The organism is Paenibacillus pinihumi DSM 23905 = JCM 16419 (assembly GCF_000422505.1).
In the GTDB taxonomy this organism is placed as follows: Bacteria; Bacillota; Bacilli; order Paenibacillales; family Paenibacillaceae; genus Paenibacillus_D; species Paenibacillus_D pinihumi.
The window spans coordinates 1083349-1104458 of sequence record NZ_KE383864.1 but is presented as its reverse complement, the minus strand read 5'-3'; the positions used below and the strand labels follow the sequence as shown (position 1 = coordinate 1104458).

Annotated in this window: 20 protein-coding genes; 11 read left to right on the top strand and 9 right to left on the bottom strand. The window is 51.0% G+C overall.

What is annotated here, in order from left to right:
- The first annotated feature begins 157 nt into the window (after positions 1-157).
- Both H583_RS0119255 and H583_RS0119250 read left to right on the top strand, forming a co-directional pair.
- On the top strand, positions 158-1096 hold the full coding sequence (locus H583_RS0119255) for an aldo/keto reductase family protein (protein WP_028561900.1): 939 nt from the start codon (positions 158-160) through the stop codon (positions 1094-1096).
- A 450-nt stretch (positions 1097-1546) separates the two neighbouring features.
- Positions 1547-2989, top strand: coding sequence for a SulP family inorganic anion transporter (locus H583_RS0119250; RefSeq protein WP_245585941.1), 1443 nt, complete (start codon positions 1547-1549; stop codon positions 2987-2989).
- Positions 2990-3150: 161 nt separating this feature from the next.
- Here H583_RS0119250 and nagA read toward each other — a convergent pair whose 3' ends face one another.
- Positions 3151-4320 (bottom strand): N-acetylglucosamine-6-phosphate deacetylase, encoded by a 1170-nt coding sequence (nagA, locus tag H583_RS0119245; protein ID WP_028561898.1) that lies wholly within the window; start codon positions 4318-4320, stop codon positions 3151-3153.
- Positions 4289-5047 carry a glucosamine-6-phosphate deaminase gene (nagB, locus tag H583_RS0119240; RefSeq protein WP_028561897.1) on the bottom strand — a complete coding sequence of 253 codons (759 nt, stop codon included), beginning with the start codon at positions 5045-5047 and terminating at the stop codon, positions 4289-4291. Before nagB ends, nagA begins: the two co-directional genes overlap by 32 nt.
- 421 nt (positions 5048-5468) lie before the next feature.
- Here nagB and fni point away from each other — a divergent pair, with 421 nt between their 5' ends.
- On the top strand, positions 5469-6548 hold the full coding sequence (gene fni / locus H583_RS0119235) for a type 2 isopentenyl-diphosphate Delta-isomerase (RefSeq protein ID WP_245585940.1): 1080 nt from the start codon (positions 5469-5471) through the stop codon (positions 6546-6548).
- A gap of 37 nt (positions 6549-6585) precedes the next feature.
- On the opposite strand, the gene H583_RS0119230 is transcribed toward fni, so the two are convergent.
- From H583_RS0119230 to H583_RS0119220, 3 genes are read right to left on the bottom strand one after another with little or no spacing between them, the layout of a single operon-like run.
- The gene (locus H583_RS0119230) at positions 6586-7686 is read right to left on the bottom strand and encodes a Ger(x)C family spore germination protein (RefSeq protein ID WP_028561895.1); all 1101 of its coding nucleotides are present in this window, start codon (positions 7684-7686) and stop codon (positions 6586-6588) included.
- On the bottom strand, positions 7683-8828 hold the full coding sequence (locus H583_RS33515) for a hypothetical protein (protein ID WP_051236646.1): 1146 nt from the start codon (positions 8826-8828) through the stop codon (positions 7683-7685). The genes H583_RS0119230 and H583_RS33515 overlap by 4 nt, the downstream gene beginning before the upstream one ends.
- The gene (locus H583_RS0119220) at positions 8825-10159 is read right to left on the bottom strand and encodes a spore germination protein (protein ID WP_028561894.1); all 1335 of its coding nucleotides are present in this window, start codon (positions 10157-10159) and stop codon (positions 8825-8827) included. Before H583_RS0119220 ends, H583_RS33515 begins: the two co-directional genes overlap by 4 nt.
- A gap of 177 nt (positions 10160-10336) precedes the next feature.
- Here H583_RS0119220 and H583_RS0119215 point away from each other — a divergent pair, with 177 nt between their 5' ends.
- The 5 genes from H583_RS0119215 (at position 10337) to rdgB (ending at position 14936) form a co-directional block, all read left to right on the top strand.
- Complete coding sequence (locus tag H583_RS0119215; RefSeq protein WP_028561893.1) at positions 10337-11077, top strand: class I SAM-dependent methyltransferase; 741 nt, start codon at positions 10337-10339, stop codon at positions 11075-11077.
- On the top strand, positions 11074-12075 hold the full coding sequence (locus tag H583_RS0119210; RefSeq protein ID WP_028561892.1) for an MBL fold metallo-hydrolase: 1002 nt from the start codon (positions 11074-11076) through the stop codon (positions 12073-12075). Before H583_RS0119215 ends, H583_RS0119210 begins: the two co-directional genes overlap by 4 nt.
- Before the next feature lie 201 nt (positions 12076-12276).
- The gene (locus tag H583_RS0119205) at positions 12277-13332 is read left to right on the top strand and encodes a GerMN domain-containing protein (RefSeq protein WP_028561891.1); all 1056 of its coding nucleotides are present in this window, start codon (positions 12277-12279) and stop codon (positions 13330-13332) included.
- Positions 13333-13533: 201 nt separating this feature from the next.
- Positions 13534-14280, top strand: a complete 747-nt coding sequence (gene rph / locus H583_RS0119200; RefSeq protein WP_028561890.1) for a ribonuclease PH — start codon at positions 13534-13536, stop codon at positions 14278-14280.
- On the top strand, positions 14277-14936 hold the full coding sequence (rdgB, locus tag H583_RS0119195; RefSeq protein ID WP_028561889.1) for an RdgB/HAM1 family non-canonical purine NTP pyrophosphatase: 660 nt from the start codon (positions 14277-14279) through the stop codon (positions 14934-14936). Before rph ends, rdgB begins: the two co-directional genes overlap by 4 nt.
- 21 nt (positions 14937-14957) lie before the next feature.
- On the opposite strand, the gene asnB is transcribed toward rdgB, so the two are convergent.
- Entirely contained in the window at positions 14958-16802 is a 1845-nt protein-coding gene (gene asnB / locus H583_RS0119190) for an asparagine synthase (glutamine-hydrolyzing) (protein WP_028561888.1), read from the bottom strand.
- 236 nt (positions 16803-17038) lie between these two features.
- Between asnB and H583_RS0119185 the strand changes: the two genes are divergently transcribed.
- Together H583_RS0119185 and H583_RS37890 are read left to right on the top strand one after the other, a co-directional pair.
- Positions 17039-17383 (top strand): hypothetical protein, encoded by a 345-nt coding sequence (locus H583_RS0119185; protein ID WP_028561887.1) that lies wholly within the window; start codon positions 17039-17041, stop codon positions 17381-17383.
- 51 nt (positions 17384-17434) lie between these two features.
- On the top strand, positions 17435-17560 hold the full coding sequence (locus H583_RS37890; protein ID WP_281170132.1) for a hypothetical protein: 126 nt from the start codon (positions 17435-17437) through the stop codon (positions 17558-17560).
- A gap of 118 nt (positions 17561-17678) precedes the next feature.
- On the opposite strand, the gene H583_RS33510 is transcribed toward H583_RS37890, so the two are convergent.
- The 3 genes from H583_RS33510 to H583_RS0119165 form a co-directional block, all read right to left on the bottom strand.
- Positions 17679-18575, bottom strand: a complete 897-nt coding sequence (locus H583_RS33510; protein WP_051236644.1) for a YihY/virulence factor BrkB family protein — start codon at positions 18573-18575, stop codon at positions 17679-17681.
- Positions 18576-18834: 259 nt separating this feature from the next.
- Positions 18835-19374, bottom strand: a complete 540-nt coding sequence (locus H583_RS0119170) for a phosphatidylglycerophosphatase A family protein (RefSeq protein ID WP_028561886.1) — start codon at positions 19372-19374, stop codon at positions 18835-18837.
- Between the two features lie 131 nt (positions 19375-19505).
- Positions 19506-19934, bottom strand: a complete 429-nt coding sequence (locus tag H583_RS0119165) for an EamA family transporter (RefSeq protein WP_028561885.1) — start codon at positions 19932-19934, stop codon at positions 19506-19508.
- Between the two features lie 327 nt (positions 19935-20261).
- On the opposite strand from H583_RS0119165, the gene H583_RS0119160 reads away from it, so the two are divergent.
- The coding region (locus H583_RS0119160; RefSeq protein ID WP_028561884.1) for an alpha-helical endospore appendage domain-containing protein at positions 20262-21110 on the top strand (849 nt) is incomplete at its 3' end.

Genomic DNA, 21110 nt, shown 5'->3' with positions numbered 1-21110 from the left:
TTTCGCTGCCCACAATTTCATCTCTTTCAGTATTTGGTGGAGATCTTCGCCCTTGGGAGTAAATTTCACTACTTTCAATTGTACATAGACATGTTTACAATAAGGGGGCAGGCATAAAAAGCGCAAAATTAAATTTTCAATCCAGGAGGTTTGGTACATGAATTTTCGCAGATTAGGTGGCAGCGGGCTAAAGGTTAGTGAAATCAGCCTGGGCAGTTGGCTCACATATGGCGGCTATGTTGAACGTGAGAACGCGAGCAAAGCGGTTCAAACTGCGTATGAACTCGGCGTGAATTTTTTTGATACCGCGAACGTGTATGAGCGCGGCGCTGCCGAACAGGTGCTTGGTGACATCCTTAAAGCTTATCCTCGTGAATCTTATGTCCTGGCTACAAAGGCTTTCTGGCCGATGGGTGACGGGCCGAATGACCGCGGCTTATCCCGCAAGCATGTAATTGAACAATGCAATGCCAGCCTGAAGCGGCTTGGCGTTGATTATGTAGATATTTTTTATTGTCACCGTCATGATCCGGAAACACCTGTATATGAGACATTACGGACAATCGATGATCTAATTCGGCAGGGCAAGGTGCTCTATGCGGGTGTAAGCGAGTGGACTGCAGCTCAAATGGCGGAAGCAATAGGTATGGCAGACCGTTATTTACTGGATCGCATAGTAGTCAACCAGCCGGTATACAACATGTTGGATCGCTATATTGAGAAGGAAGTCATTCCTTTCGGAGAACGCAATGGCATTGGACAGGTCGTTTTCTCCCCGCTGGCACAAGGCTTGCTGACAGGAAAATACAAGACTGCATCGGATATTCCGGCTGATAGCCGGGCCGCCAAGCTTGAATGGGTGCGTAAGGGCATTACGGAAGAGAAGCTGAACAAAGTAAGCGCTTTGGCAGACATTGCTGCTGAACTGGAGCTGACAACCGGCCAGCTGGCACTGGCATGGGTTCTGCGGCAGACGAATGTAGCAAGCGCGCTCGTCGGCGCGAGCCGTCCGGAGCAGGTTGTAGAAAATGTCAAAGCAGCCGGTATTGTGCTCTCTGCCGAAGTGCTGGAGCGAATTGAATCTTTACTGGCATAATGATTTTAATAGTGGCCTTTGAAGAGAAACTGCTGGATCATCGTAAAGATGATGCGGCGGTTTTTTTCTATTTAACGACAGTTGCTTCTTGGCAATTGTCTCAATGGCCTGTACAAGGATGTACCACTTAATGATATAATGAGATGGTTTTTATACAATTGAAGATTACGGCAGCGAAAGAGCACGGAGGCGTTCGGATAGCTTCTTCCGCTCCGTTACTATAAGGCGAATATGGCATCCGCTCTTATCAGGGGGCTTTCGGGAGGTCGGACAGGCGGCCGTCTGGCCGGAACCGGAACGCTTCGATGATGCTTGTTCGTTATCCCTTGCCGAGGTTAACGACGATATGGAACACAGGGTGCTGTTTTACGCTACGGGACAGATACAAAAAAATTAACGCACAGTTACACTAACGTGGATTCAATACCGTTAATGTAATCAGGCAATGAGGTGAGACTTATTCTTAGCCAGACATCTTGGCATAAACAGTGGACGTCCGGGGTGAAGATGAACGTGCTTGCAGGTATGACCGCAACGCTGGCGCTTATTCCGGATTCATTGGCTTTTTCGTTCATGGCGGGTGTACCGCCGACAGTCGGTATTTATGCTACGATTTGCATTTTGCTTGTCATCACGTTTCTTGGCGGCCGTCCGGGCATGATTTCAGCATCTGCGGGATCAATGGCGGTGCTTATGTTGGCGCTCGTCAATGAGCATGGCATTCAATATTTGTTTGCCGCGACGGTGTTGACCGGAATCATTCAATATTTGATGGGTGTATTTAAGCTTGGCAAGCTTATGAAGTTTGTTCCGCACGGTGTGTTGACAGGTTTCGTCAATGCGCTGGCTATTTTGATTTTCATGTCACAGCTTCGATATTTTAAGGGTGAATCCTGGCTAATGTATGTGCTGGTGAGCATAACACTTGCTATTATTTATGTGCTCCCCAAGTTCTTCACGGCAATTCCATCACCGCTTGTAGCGGTAGTCGTATTGACGGTGGCGGTATGGGCCTTCGGAATCGGCCATGTATCGCGGATCGGGGATATTGCGGCCATTGATGCATCCCTCCCGGCATTTCTGCTGCCGGATGTGCCGCTCAGTTGGGAAACCTTCATTATCATTCTGCCTTATGCGCTGTCGCTTGCGGTTGTCGGTTATACAGAGACGCTTTTGACGCAAAATCTGCTGGATGAAATGACAGGCGAGAAAACAGATAAAAACAAGGAAATGCGCGGACAAGGCATTGCCAATGTCGTTGCCGGCTTCTTTGGCGGCATGGCAGGATGTGCGCTTGTGGCAGAATCGGTGCTTAATGTCAAGATGGGTGGACGCAACCGCTTGTCCACACTCGTTGCGGCGATCTTCCTGCTGCTGCTTGTTGTCGCCTTCGGCGATGTACTTGCATTGGTTCCGATGGCTGCGCTGGTAGGCATCATGCTGATGGTCTGCATAGCTATATTTGACTGGAAATCGGTCTTCCGCTTCCGCAGTGTACCGCTGAGTGATACACTGGTTATGGCTGCGACGGTAGCTGCCGTTGTCTTCACGCATGATCTGGCTATCGGAGTGCTGGTTGGTGTGATGATCAGCTTCATCTGGTTTGCAGTTAAAGCGTCCAGGGTGCACATTCATAGCGAATGGCATGGAAGCACAAGAACGTACCTCATTCGTGGACAATTGTTCTTCGGCTCGGCTTCCGAGCTTGCCGGGCATATCGAGGACGATTGTGCCGCCGAGGAGGTTCATATCGATCTGACAAGCTCCAAAGTTTGGGATCATACGGCAGAGCTTGCCCTTAGCAAGACTGTCGAACGCTTGAACAATGCCGGCAAGCGTGTGATTGTGAAGCATCCAGAATTAAATCAGGCGGGTCCTGCAGAGGTTTCCTAAAGTAAATCATACAAGTATAAAAACTGAACCAATACAAAAATGCGAAGCGCCCCCATTTCAAACCGGAATGGGGGCGCTTCGCAATTAAAAAACACCGCCCAAGGCTTTATATGCCTGGGACGGTATAGAGCCATGTATGGCGGGATGGTGAGACTGCCGTATTACTTGATAACTGCCAGGCCGCCTACCCATGTCTGTTTAATATGGAAATCGCTATCGGTCCATACAAGATCAGCCTGTTTGCCTTTAGCAATGCTGCCAGTCTGATCCCAAATACGCAGACGCCGGGCCGGGTTGCCGCTGGCAAGACGGCTTACCTGCCAAGGCTCAAGGTTTGTGTGTTCCAGAATATAACGGAACGCTTGAATCATCGTCAATGTGCTGCCAGCCAGATTGCCTTCTTTGGCAAGTGTCGCAACGCCGTTCATGACATTTACATCCAGCTCTCCGAGCTTATAGCAGCCGTCTCCAAACCCTGCTGCAGACATGGCGTCTGTAATCAAAACGACTTGCTCCTCAGGCTTGGCCCGCAGTAGCAACCGGATTACAGCGGGGTGGACGTGATGCCCGTCCGCAATGACTTCAGCGCAGATACCGTCGTGGGTAAGAACAGCACCCACAGTTCCCGGCTTGCGGTGATGGAGCGGAGTCATGGCATTAAAGGTGTGGACCGCCTGCGAAAGTCCATGCTCAGCTGCCTCCATGATTGTCTCATAGTCTGCATTCGTATGGCCGGCTGCGGCAATAATGCCATGTTCATCCAGCCATGAAATCAGCTCCATTGCTCCCTCTGCTTCGGGAGCAAGCGTAAGCTGGCGGATCAGTCCCGGAAATTGCTCATTCCAGTTCTTGACCCAGCTCAACTGGGGCTTGGTAATATAAGCCGGATTCTGGGCGCCCGGCCATTGCGGACTAATGAAAGGCCCCTCCAGATGTACACCCAGCAGCCGGGCATACGCGCCCGGCTGCTTCTGGAATTGTGCCGCACAGGCAAGCACAGCCTCCGTATCCTCCCGGGCCGCGGTGACGGTTGTAGCCAGCAGGCCTGTCGTTCCCTCGCCCGCATGAAAGCGGGAAATGGCTTCATAGCCTTCGTGAGAGGTGTCCATATATTCGCTGCCGCTGCCGCCGTGAACATGCATATCAATAAAGCCGGGCATGATATAGCCGCCCTCTCCGTCAATGACAGTTGTCCCATTAGGGGGTACACTGCCCTCTCCGGTATATATGGCAGCGATGCTGCCGTCTTGTACGGTTAATGATCCATTATAAATGCCGTCTTCCAAAATCAGTTTTACATTATGAATGTACCATTTGGATACGTGTTCCATCTTCGCTCAATTCCCTTCCGGCTTCTGCGTCAAGCAGAACAATTACATTGGCATGGGTTTGCAGCAGGGAGGCAGGACAGGCAGTCGTGATCGGTCCCTGCAACGCCTTTTTGATAATATCGGCTTTGTCGGCCCCTCTGGCCACAAGAATAATCATTTTGGACTTCAGGATCGAGCCTACGCCCATCGTGAAAGCAAATTCCGGAACCTCTTCAGCCCGGTCAAAAAAGCGTGCATTGGCTGTGCGGGTCTCTTCCTTCAGCCTCACAACATGGGTTCCGCCATGCAGCTCTGCATCCGGCTCGTTAAAGCCGATATGCCCGTTATGTCCGACACCCAGCAGTTGAACATCCAGAGGATGATTGGCAAGCATCTCGTCATATCGTTTGCACTCGGCCTCAGGATCTGCCGCTAGCCCGTCAGGCAAGTGTGTTTTGCCGGGCTGGAAGTCCAAATGACGGAACAGATGCTCGTTCATATAATAACTGTAGCTTTGCTCATGATTAGGCGCGAGTCCGACATATTCATCTAAATTATACGTTGTAACATGCCCGAAGGAAAGCCTGGTACGGGAAGCTTCTTCAATAATAGCTTTGTAAATGCCGACCGGAGTGGAGCCGGTAGCAAGCCCGAGCACCGGCTGCTCCTTTTCTCTGACGATATTGGTGATCAGGTGTGCCGCGTATTGGTCTAGCTCTTCCTGTCTGTCAAATCGTTTAATGATCATCTAGCTCATCTCCCTCATTTATATGCTTTCATTATAATGAAATTTTTCATCTTTAACAATGTTTTTGATTGTAAAAATCATATTAATGATTTATTTTTTCAAAAAATAGGCGAGTGAGCAGCATGCTGATGACGCTCTCCGATGCAGGAGTCTATAAAAGAGCGGTTGTTTTGCCTCATTTGGTTGCGGGTTGAATTCATGATTTGCGAAGCAGGTTGTTACACAAGGTTCGTAAGTCCTATCCTCAGCTTGCTACGGTGGCAGGCACTAGGGTATGATGAACGGTAAGCATATAGCAGCATCTCAGGTCAAAGCTAACATAAGTTGTAACGAATAGCCGGACTTAAGGCCCCTTCCCAAAAGTCCATGCGGCGCGGCAGCAGCGAAAAGCCTGAGGGGTGGCGGAAGGAGAGAATGACTTTTGGCAGCGAATCCAAAAAACATACATACAGAACAATCGGAAGTGACAGCAAAACGTAAAGGGGAGCACATCCGGATATGCCTGGAGGAGCAGGTTCAGGCCGAAGGTATCCGTACAGGGCTGGACAAGCTCCGGTTTCGCCATTGCGCCTTGCCGGAGCTGGCTCTCGACAACATTTCACTCGAATCGGAATTTCTGGGGAAGAAGCTGGGAGCACCGCTTCTGGTCAGTTCAATGACAGGAGGAACAGAAGAAGCGGGAGAAATTAACCGGAGGCTTGCTGAAGCGGCTCAGGAGCACGGATGGGCAATTGGACTCGGATCGATGCGCGCAGCAATCGAAAATGAGGCGCTCGCCCCAACATTTAAGATCAGGTCCTATGCACCGGATGTCCCGGTTATTGCCAATCTGGGGGCTGTGCAGCTGAATTACGGATACGGCATCGAGGAGTGCCGGGCTGCTGTGGAGCTGGCTGAGGCTGACGGGCTCGTACTGCATCTGAACAGCATGCAGGAGGTATTTCAGGCAGAAGGGGACACCGACTTCGGCGGATTGCTCCGTAAAATAGAGCAGGTCTGCCGCTCCCTTGATGTGCCCGTAGGGATCAAGGAGGTTGGCTGGGGAATTGACGGAGATACGGCGCAAGCGCTGGCATCGGCTGGCGTGGCTTTTATTGATGCTGCCGGAGCGGGGGGAACTTCCTGGAGTCAGGTAGAGAAATACCGCAGCTCTGACCCGATGAAGCGTCTGGCAGCGGAAGCATTCGCGGACTGGGGAATTTCAACTGCGGATTGCATTGAAGATATCCGCGCCAAGGCCCCGGATGCATTCGTCATTGCAAGCGGCGGATTAACGCACGGCGTCGATGCGGCGAAGGCGCTTGCGCTTGGCGCCCATCTGGCCGGATTCGGGAGAGTGCTGCTGCCCGGCGCAGCAGCAAGAGCGGAAGCGGATGGAAGCTGGGAGGAAGCGCTGCATGACCAGTTCCGGCGAATCGCCTTCGAGCTGCGGGCAGCTATGTTCGGTATTGGCGCAGGCAGTATTGCAGAACTGCGGCATACTTCCCGCCTCATAAGATAAGCAAAACGCGACCAAGACGGCAGTTGCCGTCCTGGTCTTATTTGATTAAGCCTGTCCCTTCGATGGTGACATGGGTCTGGACATCGAAATCAATGTTTGGATACATGCGCTGCCAGTCCTGCCAGGTCTTGTCCCCGCCGCTGTAGTGGGTTGCCCGGTAGCGTATGCCGAAGCCTACGGGATCGACACCATAACGCTGGAACTTCTTGAGCAGTTGAACCACTGCTTTGCTGTACTGTCTGCCAAGTTCCTGTTCGATAGGGGTCCAGTCCTTTTCAAATACCATCTTGGGCGCTTCCTCCAGCAAACCGTTGATTCGAATAATCATTTGTACAACCGGTTTCCCTTGTGGCCCGTTTTTGATGTTGTAGTTGGAACGGATTTTCCCTACGGTCAGTACATACGGGTCGTCTTCAACATTGCCGCCGAGACTGGATTTGAGATAGGTTTTTGTAATCTGATTATACAGCTGCGTCTCCTCCGGTTTCAGGGTGGTGACCAGCTTTTTTTTATTGAAAAGCCCCACCTGGCTAATCCGGTACGTGTCCCGCTCGGATACGATAATCGGCAGAACCGGATCGATGCCTTTTTCAGTGAGCCGTTTGCGCAGTCCGAATACATATTCGGATAAGGTGTAGGATGAATCTGTACCCTCCTTGCCGAAGCTGAGGAAAAGAGTGTTGCCCGGGTAACGCTCGGTTTTAGGCTGGATTTGCAGGATAGCCTCCGCACTTGGCTTGCCGATCGATACATTGGCGATCATCTGAATATCCCTTCGGCGGGTCATCCAGTTCAAGGCCTGAGTCATTTCGGTGCGGGCGAGCTTTTCTCCAAGCATAAAGATTTTGCAATGACCAAAATCCAGTTCTTTATCCACATAAGCCTTCAGCTCGCGCACGCCTTCTGCAATTGTCTTGGCTTCAATCGTTTCAATCTGGGATTTGCCGGCTCCAGGTTCAATTTTCGGAGAAGTGACGGCAAGCCGCAGCGTAACCCGGAAAGGCTTGTTCGGGTTACCGCTCTCGTCAATGCCTGCCGCCACGACAAAGAAACGTTTGTCGATATCCTTGAACCCGCAGCCCCCGAGTATAATACCGAACATCAAAGTGAAGAGAACAAGAGAGATCAGACGCCTCATTTGGATTCAGTCTGCTCCTTTACATTAATCTTGGATTTGGACTTTGATTTTGACCGGACACGGTAGGCCAGCCAGAAAATCCATATTGCAGAGATAACTTCCGTAAAAAAACGGATGACAAGCCATTTCCCCGCAATGTTGTAATTTTGCTTTTCATCCACGACGATGCTGTAAATGATAGTCAGCAGGCCGAAACTGCCGCATATCACCCAATTCAAGATGGGAGTTTTGTCTGCATCCAGCTCAGGCTTGTACGATTTGGAGGTACTCTTCAGAAATTCCATCGCTTTATGCCAGCCAAAGGTCGTAAACAGCAGCGTCAGATTCAAATACAGGATCAGATACAAGAACAGGACGCGCTCAATAAATCCGAACTCCATCTTCATTGAGTCTGCCGTAATGCTCCAGATGAACAAATATTCATCTACACCCTCCGTCCCGTGAAACCCGATCGGGATGAATACGGAGGTAAACATGGCGAGTGTGCCGACCAGAGGAATAATCCAGCGGTGCTTCAAGCGGAAGTTGGGCGGCAGAGCCCGGTTTAGTATCGACAGGTTCAGATAACCGGAAAATATGTAGGTGGCGGCGGCGAATGAATCTAAATTGGGCTTGACCGTGACATAATTTGCTACCGTATGCATGGCATCCCAGTCCAAATCGGAGGTGAACAGCGCTTTGCCGAGCACGAATACTACCAGCGGCGCATTAATGATGATTAACATCTCCAGGATGAAGAGCAGAGACAGTGTCGTTCGGGTCGCGCAATAGATGCAGGCTGCAATCAGCAGATACAGAACGATCGTGGAGCTCGTGTCCGGGTTGTAGAACCGGTTGATGACAACCGAGAAGGCAACCAGCACAATAATGGAACCCAATAAGTAGATAGAGGCAAGCACCCACATGACCGGGGTCACGAACCATCTCGGGTAACGCTCATACAGAATTTCTGGAACGGCCTTGCCCGGGAATTTGGTCATGGAGGATGAAAAAACCAGGACGAGCATCGTGCCGAACGGTATAGCCAGCAGCATGGAGGAGACTCCCCCTGTAAAGCGGTTCTGAATGAGAATATTGGGCACAAACATCATAATGTTAATGAGCAGCACATACAGGAAGCTGTAATAGTAGTAACGGTTCATGTTGAGCTCACCTGCCCCAGATCACCCTCTGCACTGCGGGTCAGTTTGCCGTGTAATCTAAAGTAAGGCACTCCGAAGCTTCTTATGCTCGACAAATAGACAAAATAAATGAACATGCCGATACAGACTCCGGTAATGCCGTAGAAGACCGCCAAAAGAATGAGCGGATACTTTAAAAAACGAATCGCAAATGCCATAGCATTGTTCGGGATGACAAAGTTGGTAATCGCCACTACCGAGGTGACGATAATCATGATGCTGCTCACAAGACCCGCCTGTTGAGCAGCCTGGCCAAGGATCAGACCGCCTACCGTTGTTCCGGTAGAGCCGATATACCGCGGCAGGCGTACGCTGGCTTCGACGAGCATCTCGATCATGAACAGCATGACCAGCACCTCGATAAAGGAAGGGTACGGAACGGCGGAGCGGCTGCCCGCAATGGAGAAGGCAAGTTGTACGCGGAAAAGCTCCGGGTTATAGGAAACAATAGAAATGTACATCGCCGGAAGCGTCACGGTGAGCAGCACGGAGAAATAGCGCATAATCAGCAGTGTCCGGCTCATCCAGAATCCCTCGTACTGGTCGTCCATCGAGTTCATCAGATCAAAGAAGGTTACCGGCAATATAATGCCAAACATACTGCCGTGCATAAGAATGACGATCTTGCCCTGGGCGATGCTGTTGCTGATCCTGTCGGGCCTCTCCGAGATCAGCGTGGTAGGGAACAACTGCTTGCGGTTGCCGACAAGTTCCCTGACAACCTCGCCTGCGGAATGCAGCATGTCTGAATTAATTTCCAGCAGCTTCTTTTGTACATTTTTCAGTACCTTGGAATTCACCTTGCGGTTATCGAACAAAATAGCAATTCTCGTCTTGGAGACGGTGCCGAGTGTGCGTTCTTCTACAGCAAGACTAGGCTCCGGATAGCGGTTGCGGATCAGGTTGAGGCCATCCTTCAAATCCTCTGTGAGGGCAAGTTGGGGCCCCTGAATCGAGCTTTCCACCTGGGTTGTCTGTGTCTCAATCCGGATGTTCCGGGAGGCGTCATAGGAATAATATTTTCCATTAATATGAACCAGGACATAGCCCCGCAGCAAGGAACTGGTCCACTCGGTCATTTCATGGACCGGCTTGAACTCAGAGCTGAATTCCACGATTTCCTGAAAGGGTTTTTGATTACGCGAAAAAGGGACAAAAATAGCTTCGGATATTTTACTTTCATCACACAGGGAATCGATATAGGCAATCTCAATATAGGTGTCGTCATTCCTGAGACGCTTCGTAATTAAATCCTTTGCTTCCGCAAACATCGTCAATATTCTGTTAATCATAATTGGTATCCTCCGGTGCGAATGGTTCTGTTAGTATGCTGCGCTTTCCTTCCGCTTATTCCCAATAGTTAATTTCAGCCCGCCAAACAAGCTGAGCAGGGTTGTTATTGGAGGATGCCCTTTTTTTTGATATGCTTTATAGTAGGCAAAAAAATAGGACAGACAGGGGGAATCTTCATGGCAGAATGGTATGAACGAAGCTTTGGAGCGGATTATATGCTCATTTATAAGCATCGCGACTGGGAGCACGCCCACGAAGAAGTGAACAAGCTGGCCGGTTGGATGAAGCTTCCCCGGCAGGCAGACCTGCTGGATGTCGGCTGTGGAATGGGAAGACACGCCCTGGCATTGGCTGATTTGGGCTTTCATGTGACAGGTGTTGACCTGTCCCTCCAACTGCTTGAAGAAGCCCGCCGCAAGGATGCGCAGTCGAGGGTCAGATTTTTACATGGCGATATGAGACAGCTTCCCTTTGGTGAAGCGGAGTTTGATGTCACTGTAAATTTGTTTACCTCCTTCGGTTATTTTAATGAGGAAAAGGATAATTTGCAGGTGCTCCGGGAGCTGCGGCGGGTGTTGCGCCCGGACGGACGATTTGTCATTGACTATTTGAACCCGAGCTACATAAGAAGTCATCTGGTTCCTCAATCGGTCCGGGAAGACGAGGAGGCAGGCTGCACCATTATTGAGACGAGAGAAGCCGACGAGCATTGGGTAAAAAAACACATCGAGCTGCAGTTTGAGGACGAGGTACGCCGCTACTGTGAACAGGTGCGCCTTTACCCGATTGCCTGGTTTGAATCGGCGCTGTCCGGTGCCGGTCTTGAACTGACAGACGTATGCGGTGACTATGACGGGTCAGCCTATGATGAGCTGAAATCCAAGCGGCTCATTATGGCCGGAAAGGTAAGGCAATGAACAAAGAAGACGAACATACAGCCAAGACCACAGAATGGCCGGAAGGTTGGATTCAAGTCAAAGTTCCGTTGCCCTTCTCCCTGCGTTGGGTCAATAGCTATCTCATTCCAGAGGAAACGGGCGGATATACCCTGATCGATCCGGGGCTTCATACCACTGAAGCCGAATCGGTCTGGGAGATGGATGGCAGAAAACATGGCATCTTCCCTGAAGATATCAGAAGAATTGTGCTCACCCACCAGCACCCTGACCACTACGGTCTGGCCGGCTGGTTTCAGGAGCGCAGCGGCGCTCCTGTTCTTATGTCCGGGCTTTCTCACAGCTATGCAGTCCGAATGTGGGGCGAAGAGAGAACCATGGGGCAGGAGTGGTCAGAACTTTTTGCCGCGCACGGTATGCCTGAGGAACTTTTGGAACAGGTCGGGACGCATCTGGAAAGCTTCGTCAGCCAGGTATCCCCGCAGCCGGAGGTTGGTTATTTGCCGCTTGAAGGTACAATTCGCCTTGGCGGGCGGGACTGGGAGATCATCCACACGCCAGGGCATGCCAGCGGGCATCTCTGCTTCTATAACCGCGAGCTGCGCCATATCATCTGCGGAGACCAGGTGCTGCCGGACATTACCCCTAATGTCAGTGTCATTCCCGGCGATCCGGACCGCAATCCGCTGCAGTCTTTTCTGAACAGTCTCAAGCGGTTGAGCCGCTGCGAGGTCGAGATGGCTTTTCCAGGCCACCGCAATCCGTTTTCCCGCTTTGCGGAGCGAATCATGGAGCTGAACAGCCACCATACTAGCAGGCTGGCGGAGCTGGAGAGCTGGCTGGAACAGCCGCAGCAAGCCTATACGCTGTGCGCGCGCATGTTCGGAAAACGAACGCAGAGCAGCATCCATCAGCTGCGGTTTGCCATGTCCGAGACGCTGGCCCATCTGTTTTACCTGGAAGCGGCAGGGCGAATCTTCAGTGAACGAAACGAATCAGGCATTATATATAGAAGATAATTTGCAATTTTCATCCTCATAACAGGCTCATCTAAGCCTCATTCAGATTTTCCCCCGGATAGGACAAAACTGGTCTAAAATTGGACAGGGTCAGCATACATAATAGTATCAAGCAAGTACAGCTATCGTGCATGCCGGGGCGGCCCTGGGCCAAGTCCATACGAATCGCCTGTTCTTGCAACCGGGGAGGAACGTATAATTATGAAACGTCAACGCTGGATGTTAAAGGCAGTACCCGCAGGTCTTATTGCGGCCTCATTGCTGATTACAGGGGGATGCGGTTTGTTCTCCAAACAGGCCAGTACAGAGATTGATCCGCCGCCTGCCGGATTGCAGGAGAACAGCAAAGCTATTGAGGAAGGGCAGGCTTTGCAGCAGGGTGAGGGGAGTCAGCTCACCGTCTATTTGAAGGATGGCAACGGGTATATTGCTCCTGTAACGCTGTCCGTCCCGTTGAATGGAGACAAGAAGCCGGAACAGGTCGCGTTGGAGGCAATGGTTGCCGAAGGCCCATACGCGGGTCAGCTGCCTGAAGGCTTCAAGCCGGTTCTATCCAAAGGGACTGTGATAAAGAAAGTGGACATTGTCAAGGATCAGGAGCTTGCGGTCGTAGATTTGAATGAGCACTTTACAGATTATAATGTTCCGGATGAGCGTCGTATTGTCGAGGCGGTTACATGGACGCTTACCAGCTTTCCGGATGTGAAGCAGGTCGAGCTGTGGCAGGAGGGAGAGAAATTGTCCGAGATGCCTGTGGACGGGTTCCCGCTCACCCATGCGCTGACCAGGGATATCGGAATTAATCTGGAGCGTGCAGAAGGTGTTGACCTTGCCCGTTCCACACCGGTTACACTCTATTTCTCGTCGCTCACTCCGGCCGATACCCAATATTATGTACCGGTAACCCGACTGATTGAGCGCAGCGATGACATTGCCGCGGCAGCAATGAAGGAGCTGATTTCAGGTCCCGGCTCGTCCAGCCATTTGACCAGTGTCATGACGCAGGATCTGGAGGTTGGCAGCATCGAGATCAAGAAAGATGTGATAACGGTCGATTTGCGTGATCAGAGCTATAAGGATGGCCAGCCAATGCCTTCGGAGATGATCCAGTCGGTCATTTTATCCCTGACAGAGAACACCGGCGCAAACAAAGTGCAGATCCAGCTAAACGGCAGCGGCAACGTGAAGGATACCGACAACCGCAGCTACAGCGAGCCGGTTGACCGCCCTGTATATGTGAATGCAATCAAATCCTAGATGGCAAACGTGCAGTCTGGAGCAATGGACAATTCCCGCAGCTCCCGATATTAAATAACTGGAAGCCGCAGCCGAAGCATACGGGCTGCGGCTTCTTTAATCGCTGTGGACTGCCGGACTGCCCGGGTTCCATGGGCGGGGATGCTTTTACAGCTCTTATTTGGTAAAATGGGGGATAGTTCAAATTCAGGAGGCAACGAAATGAGAACGGATGGAAGGCAAACCAACCAATTAAGACCTGTAAAAATGACAATAAATCCGAACAAGCATGCTGAAGGATCTGTATGGATTGAAGTGGGAGATACGAAGGTACTGTGCACAGCTACAGTGGAGGAGCGTGTGCCCCCTTTTATGAAAGGGCAAGGCAAGGGCTGGATCAATGCAGAATATTCCATGCTGCCGCGTGCTACGCAAACCCGCAACCAGCGTGAATCCGCCAGAGGCAAGCTGACAGGGAGAACGATGGAAATTCAGCGGCTGATTGGCAGAGCGCTGCGTTCCATTGTAGACTTGCAGGCGCTGGGCGAGCGGACGATTATGCTGGATTGCGATGTGATCCAGGCAGATGGCGGAACACGGACGACATCGATCACAGGCGCGTTCGTAGCGATGTCTCTCGCGATACATAAACTGAGCAAGCAGGTAAAGTTCAACCGCTACCCGATTACCGACTACCTGGCATCCGTCAGTGTCGGGATCAATCAGGAGAAGACACTGCTGGATCTGAATTACGAAGAGGATTCCAAGGCCAAGGTCGATATGAACGTAGTGATGACCGGGTCCGGCAAATTTGTCGAGGTTCAAGGCACCGGAGAAGAAGCACCTTTCTCGCGTGAGGAGCTTAACAATATGCTGGAAGCGGCAGAAGCGGGCATCTATGCGTTGATTGAGCAGCAGAAGGAAGCTCTCGGGGAGGCAGGCCTGAGAATTGGAGGGGCCGAATCATGAAGCTGACCGGAAGCACAATCATTGTGGCGACCCAGAACAAGGGCAAGGTCAAAGAATTCGCCCATGCCTTTGCCAAGCTCGGAATGGAAGTCAAGAGCATGTATGATTTTGATAACCTGCCGGACATTGTAGAGGATGGAGAGACGTTTTTTGATAATGCGCTGATCAAGGCCAAGGCTGTGGGCGACCGGCTGGGCGTGCCTGTGCTGGCAGACGACTCCGGCCTTTGCGTGGATGCGCTGAACGGCGAACCTGGGGTATACTCCGCCAGATATGCAGGTGAAGGAGCCGGGGATGCAGCCAACAACGCAAAATTGCTCAAGGAGTTGGGGGACAAGCGGGCCGGGGAAGAAATGAAGTTCGATGCAGAACTGATTCTGCCTACGGACCTTACCGCGCTCAGCAGCGCCCGTTTCGTATGCAGCCTCGTTGTCTATGACCCGTCCAAGGGAAGTGTGTACCATACAGACGGCACAGCGGAAGGCTATATTATTGACCGTACGCTCGGCGAAGGCGGCTTCGGCTACGACCCGCTGTTTTGGGTGCCGTCCTTCGGCCGGACCATGGGACAGTTGAATACGGATGAGAAGCAGACCATCAGCCATCGCGGACAAGCTTTGGCCAAATTGATTAAGGAGCTGGCCCCTGATCGTTAAGGATCGGGGCACAGCTCCTTTTTATTTGATCGACACTTTATAGGTTTTCAGCCAATGGTTGACCTGAATGAGATAGGCAAATAATTGCGGGCCGGACATGAGCTGGCCGAACCACGGAATATTGGAGGAAGCGTCGGTAGACTGGATAAGCTCGCGGATTTTCTTGACATGAATAAGCGGCAGCAGCGGAGAGGAAGGATCATCAAGAATGGCGGTCAGCCTCTTTTGGACAGCTGTCAAATAGTTGGGATTATGGGTTTTGGGATAGGGGCTTTTTTTGCGGTACAGGATTTCATCAGGCAGAATCCCGCGTAGCGCTTTCCTCAGAATCCCCTTTTCCCGGTCCCCGGATGTTTTGATTTCCCATGGGATATTAAATACATACTCGACGAGCCGATGATCGCAAAAAGGCACACGCACCTCAAGTCCGACAGCCATGCTCATCCGGTCCTTGCGATCGAGCAGCGTTGGCATGAACCGTGTAATGTTCAGGTAAGACATCCTGCGCATCCGCTGTTGCTCCGGCGTCTCATAATCCAGATACGGGACTTCGGCGACGGCATCGGCATAGCGGTCTTTTACATAATCCAGCGGCTTGATCCAGGCGGCGACATCCGGGGACAGCAGCTCGGAGCGCATTGCTGATGATAACGCCCATGGAAAGGTATTGGCGCTTAGGGCTTCCTCCCGGTGAAACCAAGGGTAGCCGCCAAATATTTCATCCGCGGCCTCTCCGGAGATAGCAACGGTCGCTCCTTTTTTAATTTCCCGGCAAAACAAATAAAGCGAGCCATCGACATCAGCCATCCCCGGCAAATCCCGGGCTGCAACAGCCGCATCCAAGGCTTCCGTCAGCTCTGGCGTATCAAATTGGATATAAGTGTGCCTGCTTCCAAGATAATCGGACATCACCTGAATGAAAGGGGCGTCTGAATTGGGCTGGAAGGCATGGGCTTTGAAATGTTTGTCATTATCCGCATAATCAACGGAATACGTATCAATTTCTCCCGAGCCGCTGCCTCTGTAATGGGCTGCTGCAATGGCAGTCAGGGCGCTGGAATCCAGTCCGCCGGACAATAGCGTACAGACGGGGACATCTGAGGCCAATTGCCTGTGGACAGTGTCCTTGAGCAGCCAGCGGACATGCTCGGCTGTTTGTTCAATATTGTCGGTATGCGGCTTGCTCTCCAGCTTCCAGTAGGTGCGGGTTTTGGCCCCTGAGCGGTCAACCAGCATGCACTGTCCGGGAAGCAGCTCGGATAAATGGCGGTATACGCCCTGTCCGGGTGTCCGCGCCGGTCCGTTCATGAATACTTCTGCCAGACCTTCCGGCCCGACATCTGAAGGCACCGCAGGATGCGCGAGGATGGCTTTCGGCTCGGAGCCAAACAGGAAAAGCCCGCCGATCTGGCTGATGAAAAGGGGCTTCACCCCTACGCGGTCGCGGGCCAGAAAAAGATTCTCCTCCTTGCTGTTCCAGATCGCAAAAGCGAAGATCCCGTTAAACCGGTCGAGACAGGCCATCCCCCATTCTATATAAGCGAGGAGCAGCACTTCGGTATCGCAGGTTGTTGTGAAGCGTCGCCCTCTTTGCTCCAGCTCTTTTTTCAGCTCGGGGGCGTTATACAATTCCCCGTTATACACAATGACATACGTATCATCACCAGAATCCCGTACCATCGGCTGGGCGCCGCCAGCAGGGTCCATGACGCTCAGCCGCCGGTGTCCAAGTGCGCAATGGGTCGTGATCCATGTTCCTGAGGCATCAGGTCCGCGGGGAGCAAGCGTATCGGTCATTCGCTCCAGGCTTTCACTTTCCTGAATCAGATTTTTTGTCCAGTCTATCCATCCGGTAATTCCGCACATGCCTCTCATTCCTCTCTGCCTTTTTTGAATATAAGAATGCATCACATTTGAATGGGGGGCTATTCTTACATGTCTGCACCGGGCGCAACCCGCTTCCAGAGAAAGGTTGCGCCCGTTTGCGCTTGAGCATTAAACCAAGGTCTCAAAGGTATATGCGGCACTCAGGCATAAAATGTCTGTCCCTCTGGGATGCTACAGAGGCAGGCAAAAATAATGAAAAGGAGGCAGGCGAGCCGATGGATACATCTTCGGAGGAGGCGTTTTACGAGCGCAAGCCGTATTATGTCGCAGTAGGCGCCGGCCAAATTCTGGAGGACCCGACTGCTGCTGCCTATGAATTGGAGATCCTGGCTAATGAAGAGGAGCTTAACCGGCTTCAGGAGCTGTTTGAGGAGCTTTCGAGCTGGGATGAGGCACAGGTCCTGCATTTCACCAGACCCTTTGGGAGCTTTTCCACAGAGCGTATTAACCTGGGTTATGACCATCTGCTCGGCAGAGTCTACAAGCTTCTATATGAGGTAGGCACAGAGCAGACAAAAGCCCATATTGAATCCATGCATCTGGATCTGGAAAGCTACTGATGCTAGGTTGCTGAAGGTGGCAAATTCTATTGTAAAGGAGGGTATGAACCAATGGCACAGCAAAAAGATACAAAAGGCAATCATTACGAGGCTTCCGAGGAGTTTGCTGAAGAAGTGCTGGACAAGAATGTAAAGCAGCCGGCGCAGAACAATCCGTCGCAAAGCGTAAGAAAATGAGTCGGCATGAAAAAATCCCCCTCGGTATTCAGGGCCATCTGTCAGAAAGACAGGGCACTGAATGCCAGGGGGTTATTTGCGTGGCGTTTTTTCGTACGGGAAGGGAGAGCTTCGCACATCAAGTCTTTCTCCATTTCCTTAAAAAGGTGAAAAATTCCGAGCCAAACGTTTTGCATTCCCCCTTCTGCTTGCCTTCACGTTCAAATGCCAGCGCCGCATTGATTTCGCCCCCCATTAAAATAATGATGGAGCTGATGTACAGCCAGATCAGGAGTACGATGACGCCGCCGAGACTGCCGTAGGTTTTTGTATAAGAGCCAAACTGGTTGACGTAAAAAGAGAACAGAAGCGAGGTGATGATCCAGCCGAGCGTCGTAAATAACGAACCGGGCAGCACCTCCTTGAATGTCAGTTTGCGGTTCGGGGCGATTCGGTAGAGCAGCATAAATACGCACAGCATAATGGAGAGCGGGATTACGTATTTGACGATTCCCCATATCTGTTCGAAATCCGTTGGAAAAGCGGCTGCCACAAATAAATACTGGCCAATCGATTTGCCGAAAATCAGCATCAGCATTGCAACGAGAATTACGATAGCCAGAACAAGCGTGGCCAGTATCGAGATGCCCCTTACTTTCCAGAAGGGACGGTTTTCTTCCTCGTCATAGGCTTTGTTCAGCCCTTTGATTACCGCATTAATTCCATTGGACGCTGCCCAGATTGTAGCCAGCATTCCGAATGACACCAGCGTTCCGGAATTGGAGGACGTGACCTCAATAATAATGCCCTCGACGATTTTCTCTGCTTCATCCGGTATGACCGTAAAAAAATCCGCCATGAGATCCTCTGCAGAGAAGGATACATATCCGATCATGCTGATGACAAAAATGAGGAAGGGGAAGAAAGAGAGGATCAAATAATAGGTTAATTGTGCGCCCAATGCGGGAACCTCGTCATCATTAAAGCGGTGGATCAGACAATTAAGCAGCCGGAGTGTTTTCCCTTGCTTACTCATAACCGGTCCCCCTTACTTTGTTTTTTTCTATAATTACCCTGGCACAGCTGCTTCCAATCTGTAACAAAATTCAGGTATATATACGAGCATTTTTCCCTGATATTCCTCTGAACATGCAGACCTTGTGTTTCGGCTCTATGAATGGGGATAGTGGACGAAATTACAAAAAGGCCCGGCAGCAATGGTGCCGGACCTTGAGCTTGGAGTTGTTGTTCAAGGATGATAAGTCAGGCAGATAATGGATATCAGACACAAGCCCTTAGCTTAACGGTACGTCGCCTGTTGCTTCACGCTCGGCCTGTTTTCGGTGAGCGATACGGCTTGCAGCAGAAGCGGCAATAGCACCGACAATATCGTCGAGGAACGTGTGAATTTCTCCGTCTGTTTTGCTGTTCAGCTTCACCAGAATGCCTGGCTTGAGTTTATCTACATAACCGAAGTTGGTAAAACCGATGCTTCCGTACACATTCACAATGGACAGGGCCAATATTTCGTCACATCCGTAAAGCCCCTCATCATGCTGAATCATGGCTTGCAATGGAGGCAACAGCTTGCCCTCCTCTGCCAGTATATCAAGCTGAATGCCTGTCAGAACCGCATTCTGGACCTCCCGTTTGCTTAATACGGCCTCCACATTCACAATACACTCTTCTTGCGTTAATTGCGGGAAATAGTCCTTTTGCAGAAAATAGACCAGCTCTGCGATTGCTTCCTTTGTAACCCCCCGTTTGGTAAGCCAGACTTCGGTTGCTTCTGCGACCGCCTTGCTGTTCAAGCTGTATTTCTCTTTTTCCTGCATGGTGGTGTGCCTCCTTGGATGTGAGGATATATAAAAACGCCAATCGAAAATCAGGTGCGGGTTTGTTTAATGATACTACAAATGGATGGCATGTACAAAAAAGCAGGGAGGAAGGAAAGTTCCGCAGGATGTTATTTGACCGCTACAAGCAAAGCTCCGACGGCAATGAGCGCTACGCCCGCCGCATTGATCCAGGATACTTTTTCACCAAGAAACAGCACAGCCAGAACAACCGCTATAACAACGCTTAACTTGTCAATAGGGCCGACCTGGGACACCTTGCCGTATTTGAGTGCCATAAAATAGAACAGCCAGGACAGCGCACCTGCGGCGCCGCTCAGAACAATAAAGGTCATTGCCTTGCGCTGGGCGATAATTTCCCCTAAATGCGTGAATTTCCCTTGAACTGCAACGACACCAAGCAGGAACAGCGCCATAATGACCGCCCGGATAGCGGTAGCAGAGTTGGCATCGATATCCTTCAGTCCGATTTTTCCGAAAATGGCTACAAGTGCAGCCGAGACGGCCGAAAGCAGCGCATAGAGCAGCCACAGCGGCAAGATATTCATGATATTTCCTCCTTAACGGTTATTTAAACAGGGTAGTTGATGCAATATTAATGAAGCTTCATCGGCCTGCAGGGAATGTGTTTAAGGATTTCATGTCCATTCAATCACATGCAAATTATAGTAACATATGCCATTTAAATGTTAAATTAGCATTTTCCCCGGAGCTGTATAATATTCAGGCTTTTTAATGGACATGCTTTTCCGGGATTAAAGCTGATTTTTGTTTGTTTTTGATTCTCTCAACTTATGTTTATACCAAAAATGAAAAAATAGAATAGTATAGTTCGAAGCCGAAAAATGAAAGAAAGGGGTGATGTTATGTCTCAGTCGAATATTCCTAATATTACCCCGAGTATTACCTTGTCAAGGGATGAAGCTATTAACCTTCTGTTGGCTTCTATAGCGATAGAAGAGTTGGGAATTGGACATATCATTAACTCGGAGGCTGAAAAAATTCAATATGCTGTTGGTACGCTGCCCGGCCTGAGTGTGCCGGCGACGATTAGCGATTTGCTTGCCGTAAATTCCAGTGTAAGGGAAACGTTAGGGCAGTTAATGAAAAAACAATTGCTGCTGCAGTCCAATTTGGAAATGATTTTGGCTGCTCCTTCTTTTACCGGACCGACAGGGGCAACCGGAGCGACCGGCCCTGCCGGAGGACCAATAGGACCGACGGGAACAACTGGAGCAACAGGTGCAACAGGGACAGGAATAACCGGCCCTACTGGCCCCACTGGGCTTCAGGGGGGAACACCGTTATTTAATGTAATTGGGACATCCGGAAACGCACCGGTAGATTTTGATGGAGAAATCACATTTATCTCCGATACTTTGTCCGTTGACGTAAGTCCGGGTTCTACAATTATCCGAATAGATACGGTAGCATCGCCAACCGGCTCAACAGGAACGACAGGCGCGACAGGGGTAACCGGAGCAAGTGGGTTGACCGGAGCAACTGGTTCAACGGGAACGACAGGCGCAACGGGGGTAACCGGAGCAACTGGTTCGACGGGAACGACAGGCCCGACGGGGGTAACCGGAGCAACTGGTTCGACGGGAACGACAGGCGCAACGGGGGTAACCGGAGCAAGTGGCTCGACAGGTTCGACGGGAACGACAGGTGCGACAGGGGTAACTGGTGCAAGTGGGTTGACAGGTTCGACGGGA

What these genes read in the sequence shown, in the direction of transcription:
- H583_RS0119255 (WP_028561900.1), top strand. Translation starts at nt 158, where the DNA reads ATGAATTTTCGCAGATTAGGTGGCAGCGGGCTAAAGGTTAGTGAAATC.
- nagA (WP_028561898.1), bottom strand. Translation starts at nt 4,320, where the DNA reads ATGGAACACGTATCCAAATGGTACATTCATAATGTAAAACTGATTTTG.
- nagB (WP_028561897.1), bottom strand. Translation starts at nt 5,047, where the DNA reads ATGATCATTAAACGATTTGACAGACAGGAAGAGCTAGACCAATACGCG.
- H583_RS0119230 (WP_028561895.1), bottom strand. Translation starts at nt 7,686, where the DNA reads ATGAGGCGTCTGATCTCTCTTGTTCTCTTCACTTTGATGTTCGGTATT.
- H583_RS33515 (WP_051236646.1), bottom strand. Translation starts at nt 8,828, where the DNA reads ATGAACCGTTACTACTATTACAGCTTCCTGTATGTGCTGCTCATTAAC.
- H583_RS0119220 (WP_028561894.1), bottom strand. Translation starts at nt 10,159, where the DNA reads ATGATTAACAGAATATTGACGATGTTTGCGGAAGCAAAGGATTTAATT.
- H583_RS0119215 (WP_028561893.1), top strand. Translation starts at nt 10,337, where the DNA reads ATGGCAGAATGGTATGAACGAAGCTTTGGAGCGGATTATATGCTCATT.
- H583_RS0119210 (WP_028561892.1), top strand. Translation starts at nt 11,074, where the DNA reads ATGAACAAAGAAGACGAACATACAGCCAAGACCACAGAATGGCCGGAA.
- H583_RS0119205 (WP_028561891.1), top strand. Translation starts at nt 12,277, where the DNA reads ATGAAACGTCAACGCTGGATGTTAAAGGCAGTACCCGCAGGTCTTATT.
- rph (WP_028561890.1), top strand. Translation starts at nt 13,534, where the DNA reads ATGAGAACGGATGGAAGGCAAACCAACCAATTAAGACCTGTAAAAATG.
- rdgB (WP_028561889.1), top strand. Translation starts at nt 14,277, where the DNA reads ATGAAGCTGACCGGAAGCACAATCATTGTGGCGACCCAGAACAAGGGC.
- asnB (WP_028561888.1), bottom strand. Translation starts at nt 16,802, where the DNA reads ATGTGCGGAATTACCGGATGGATAGACTGGACAAAAAATCTGATTCAG.
- H583_RS0119185 (WP_028561887.1), top strand. Translation starts at nt 17,039, where the DNA reads ATGGATACATCTTCGGAGGAGGCGTTTTACGAGCGCAAGCCGTATTAT.
- H583_RS37890 (WP_281170132.1), top strand. Translation starts at nt 17,435, where the DNA reads ATGGCACAGCAAAAAGATACAAAAGGCAATCATTACGAGGCTTCCGAG.
- H583_RS33510 (WP_051236644.1), bottom strand. Translation starts at nt 18,575, where the DNA reads ATGAGTAAGCAAGGGAAAACACTCCGGCTGCTTAATTGTCTGATCCAC.
- H583_RS0119170 (WP_028561886.1), bottom strand. Translation starts at nt 19,374, where the DNA reads ATGCAGGAAAAAGAGAAATACAGCTTGAACAGCAAGGCGGTCGCAGAA.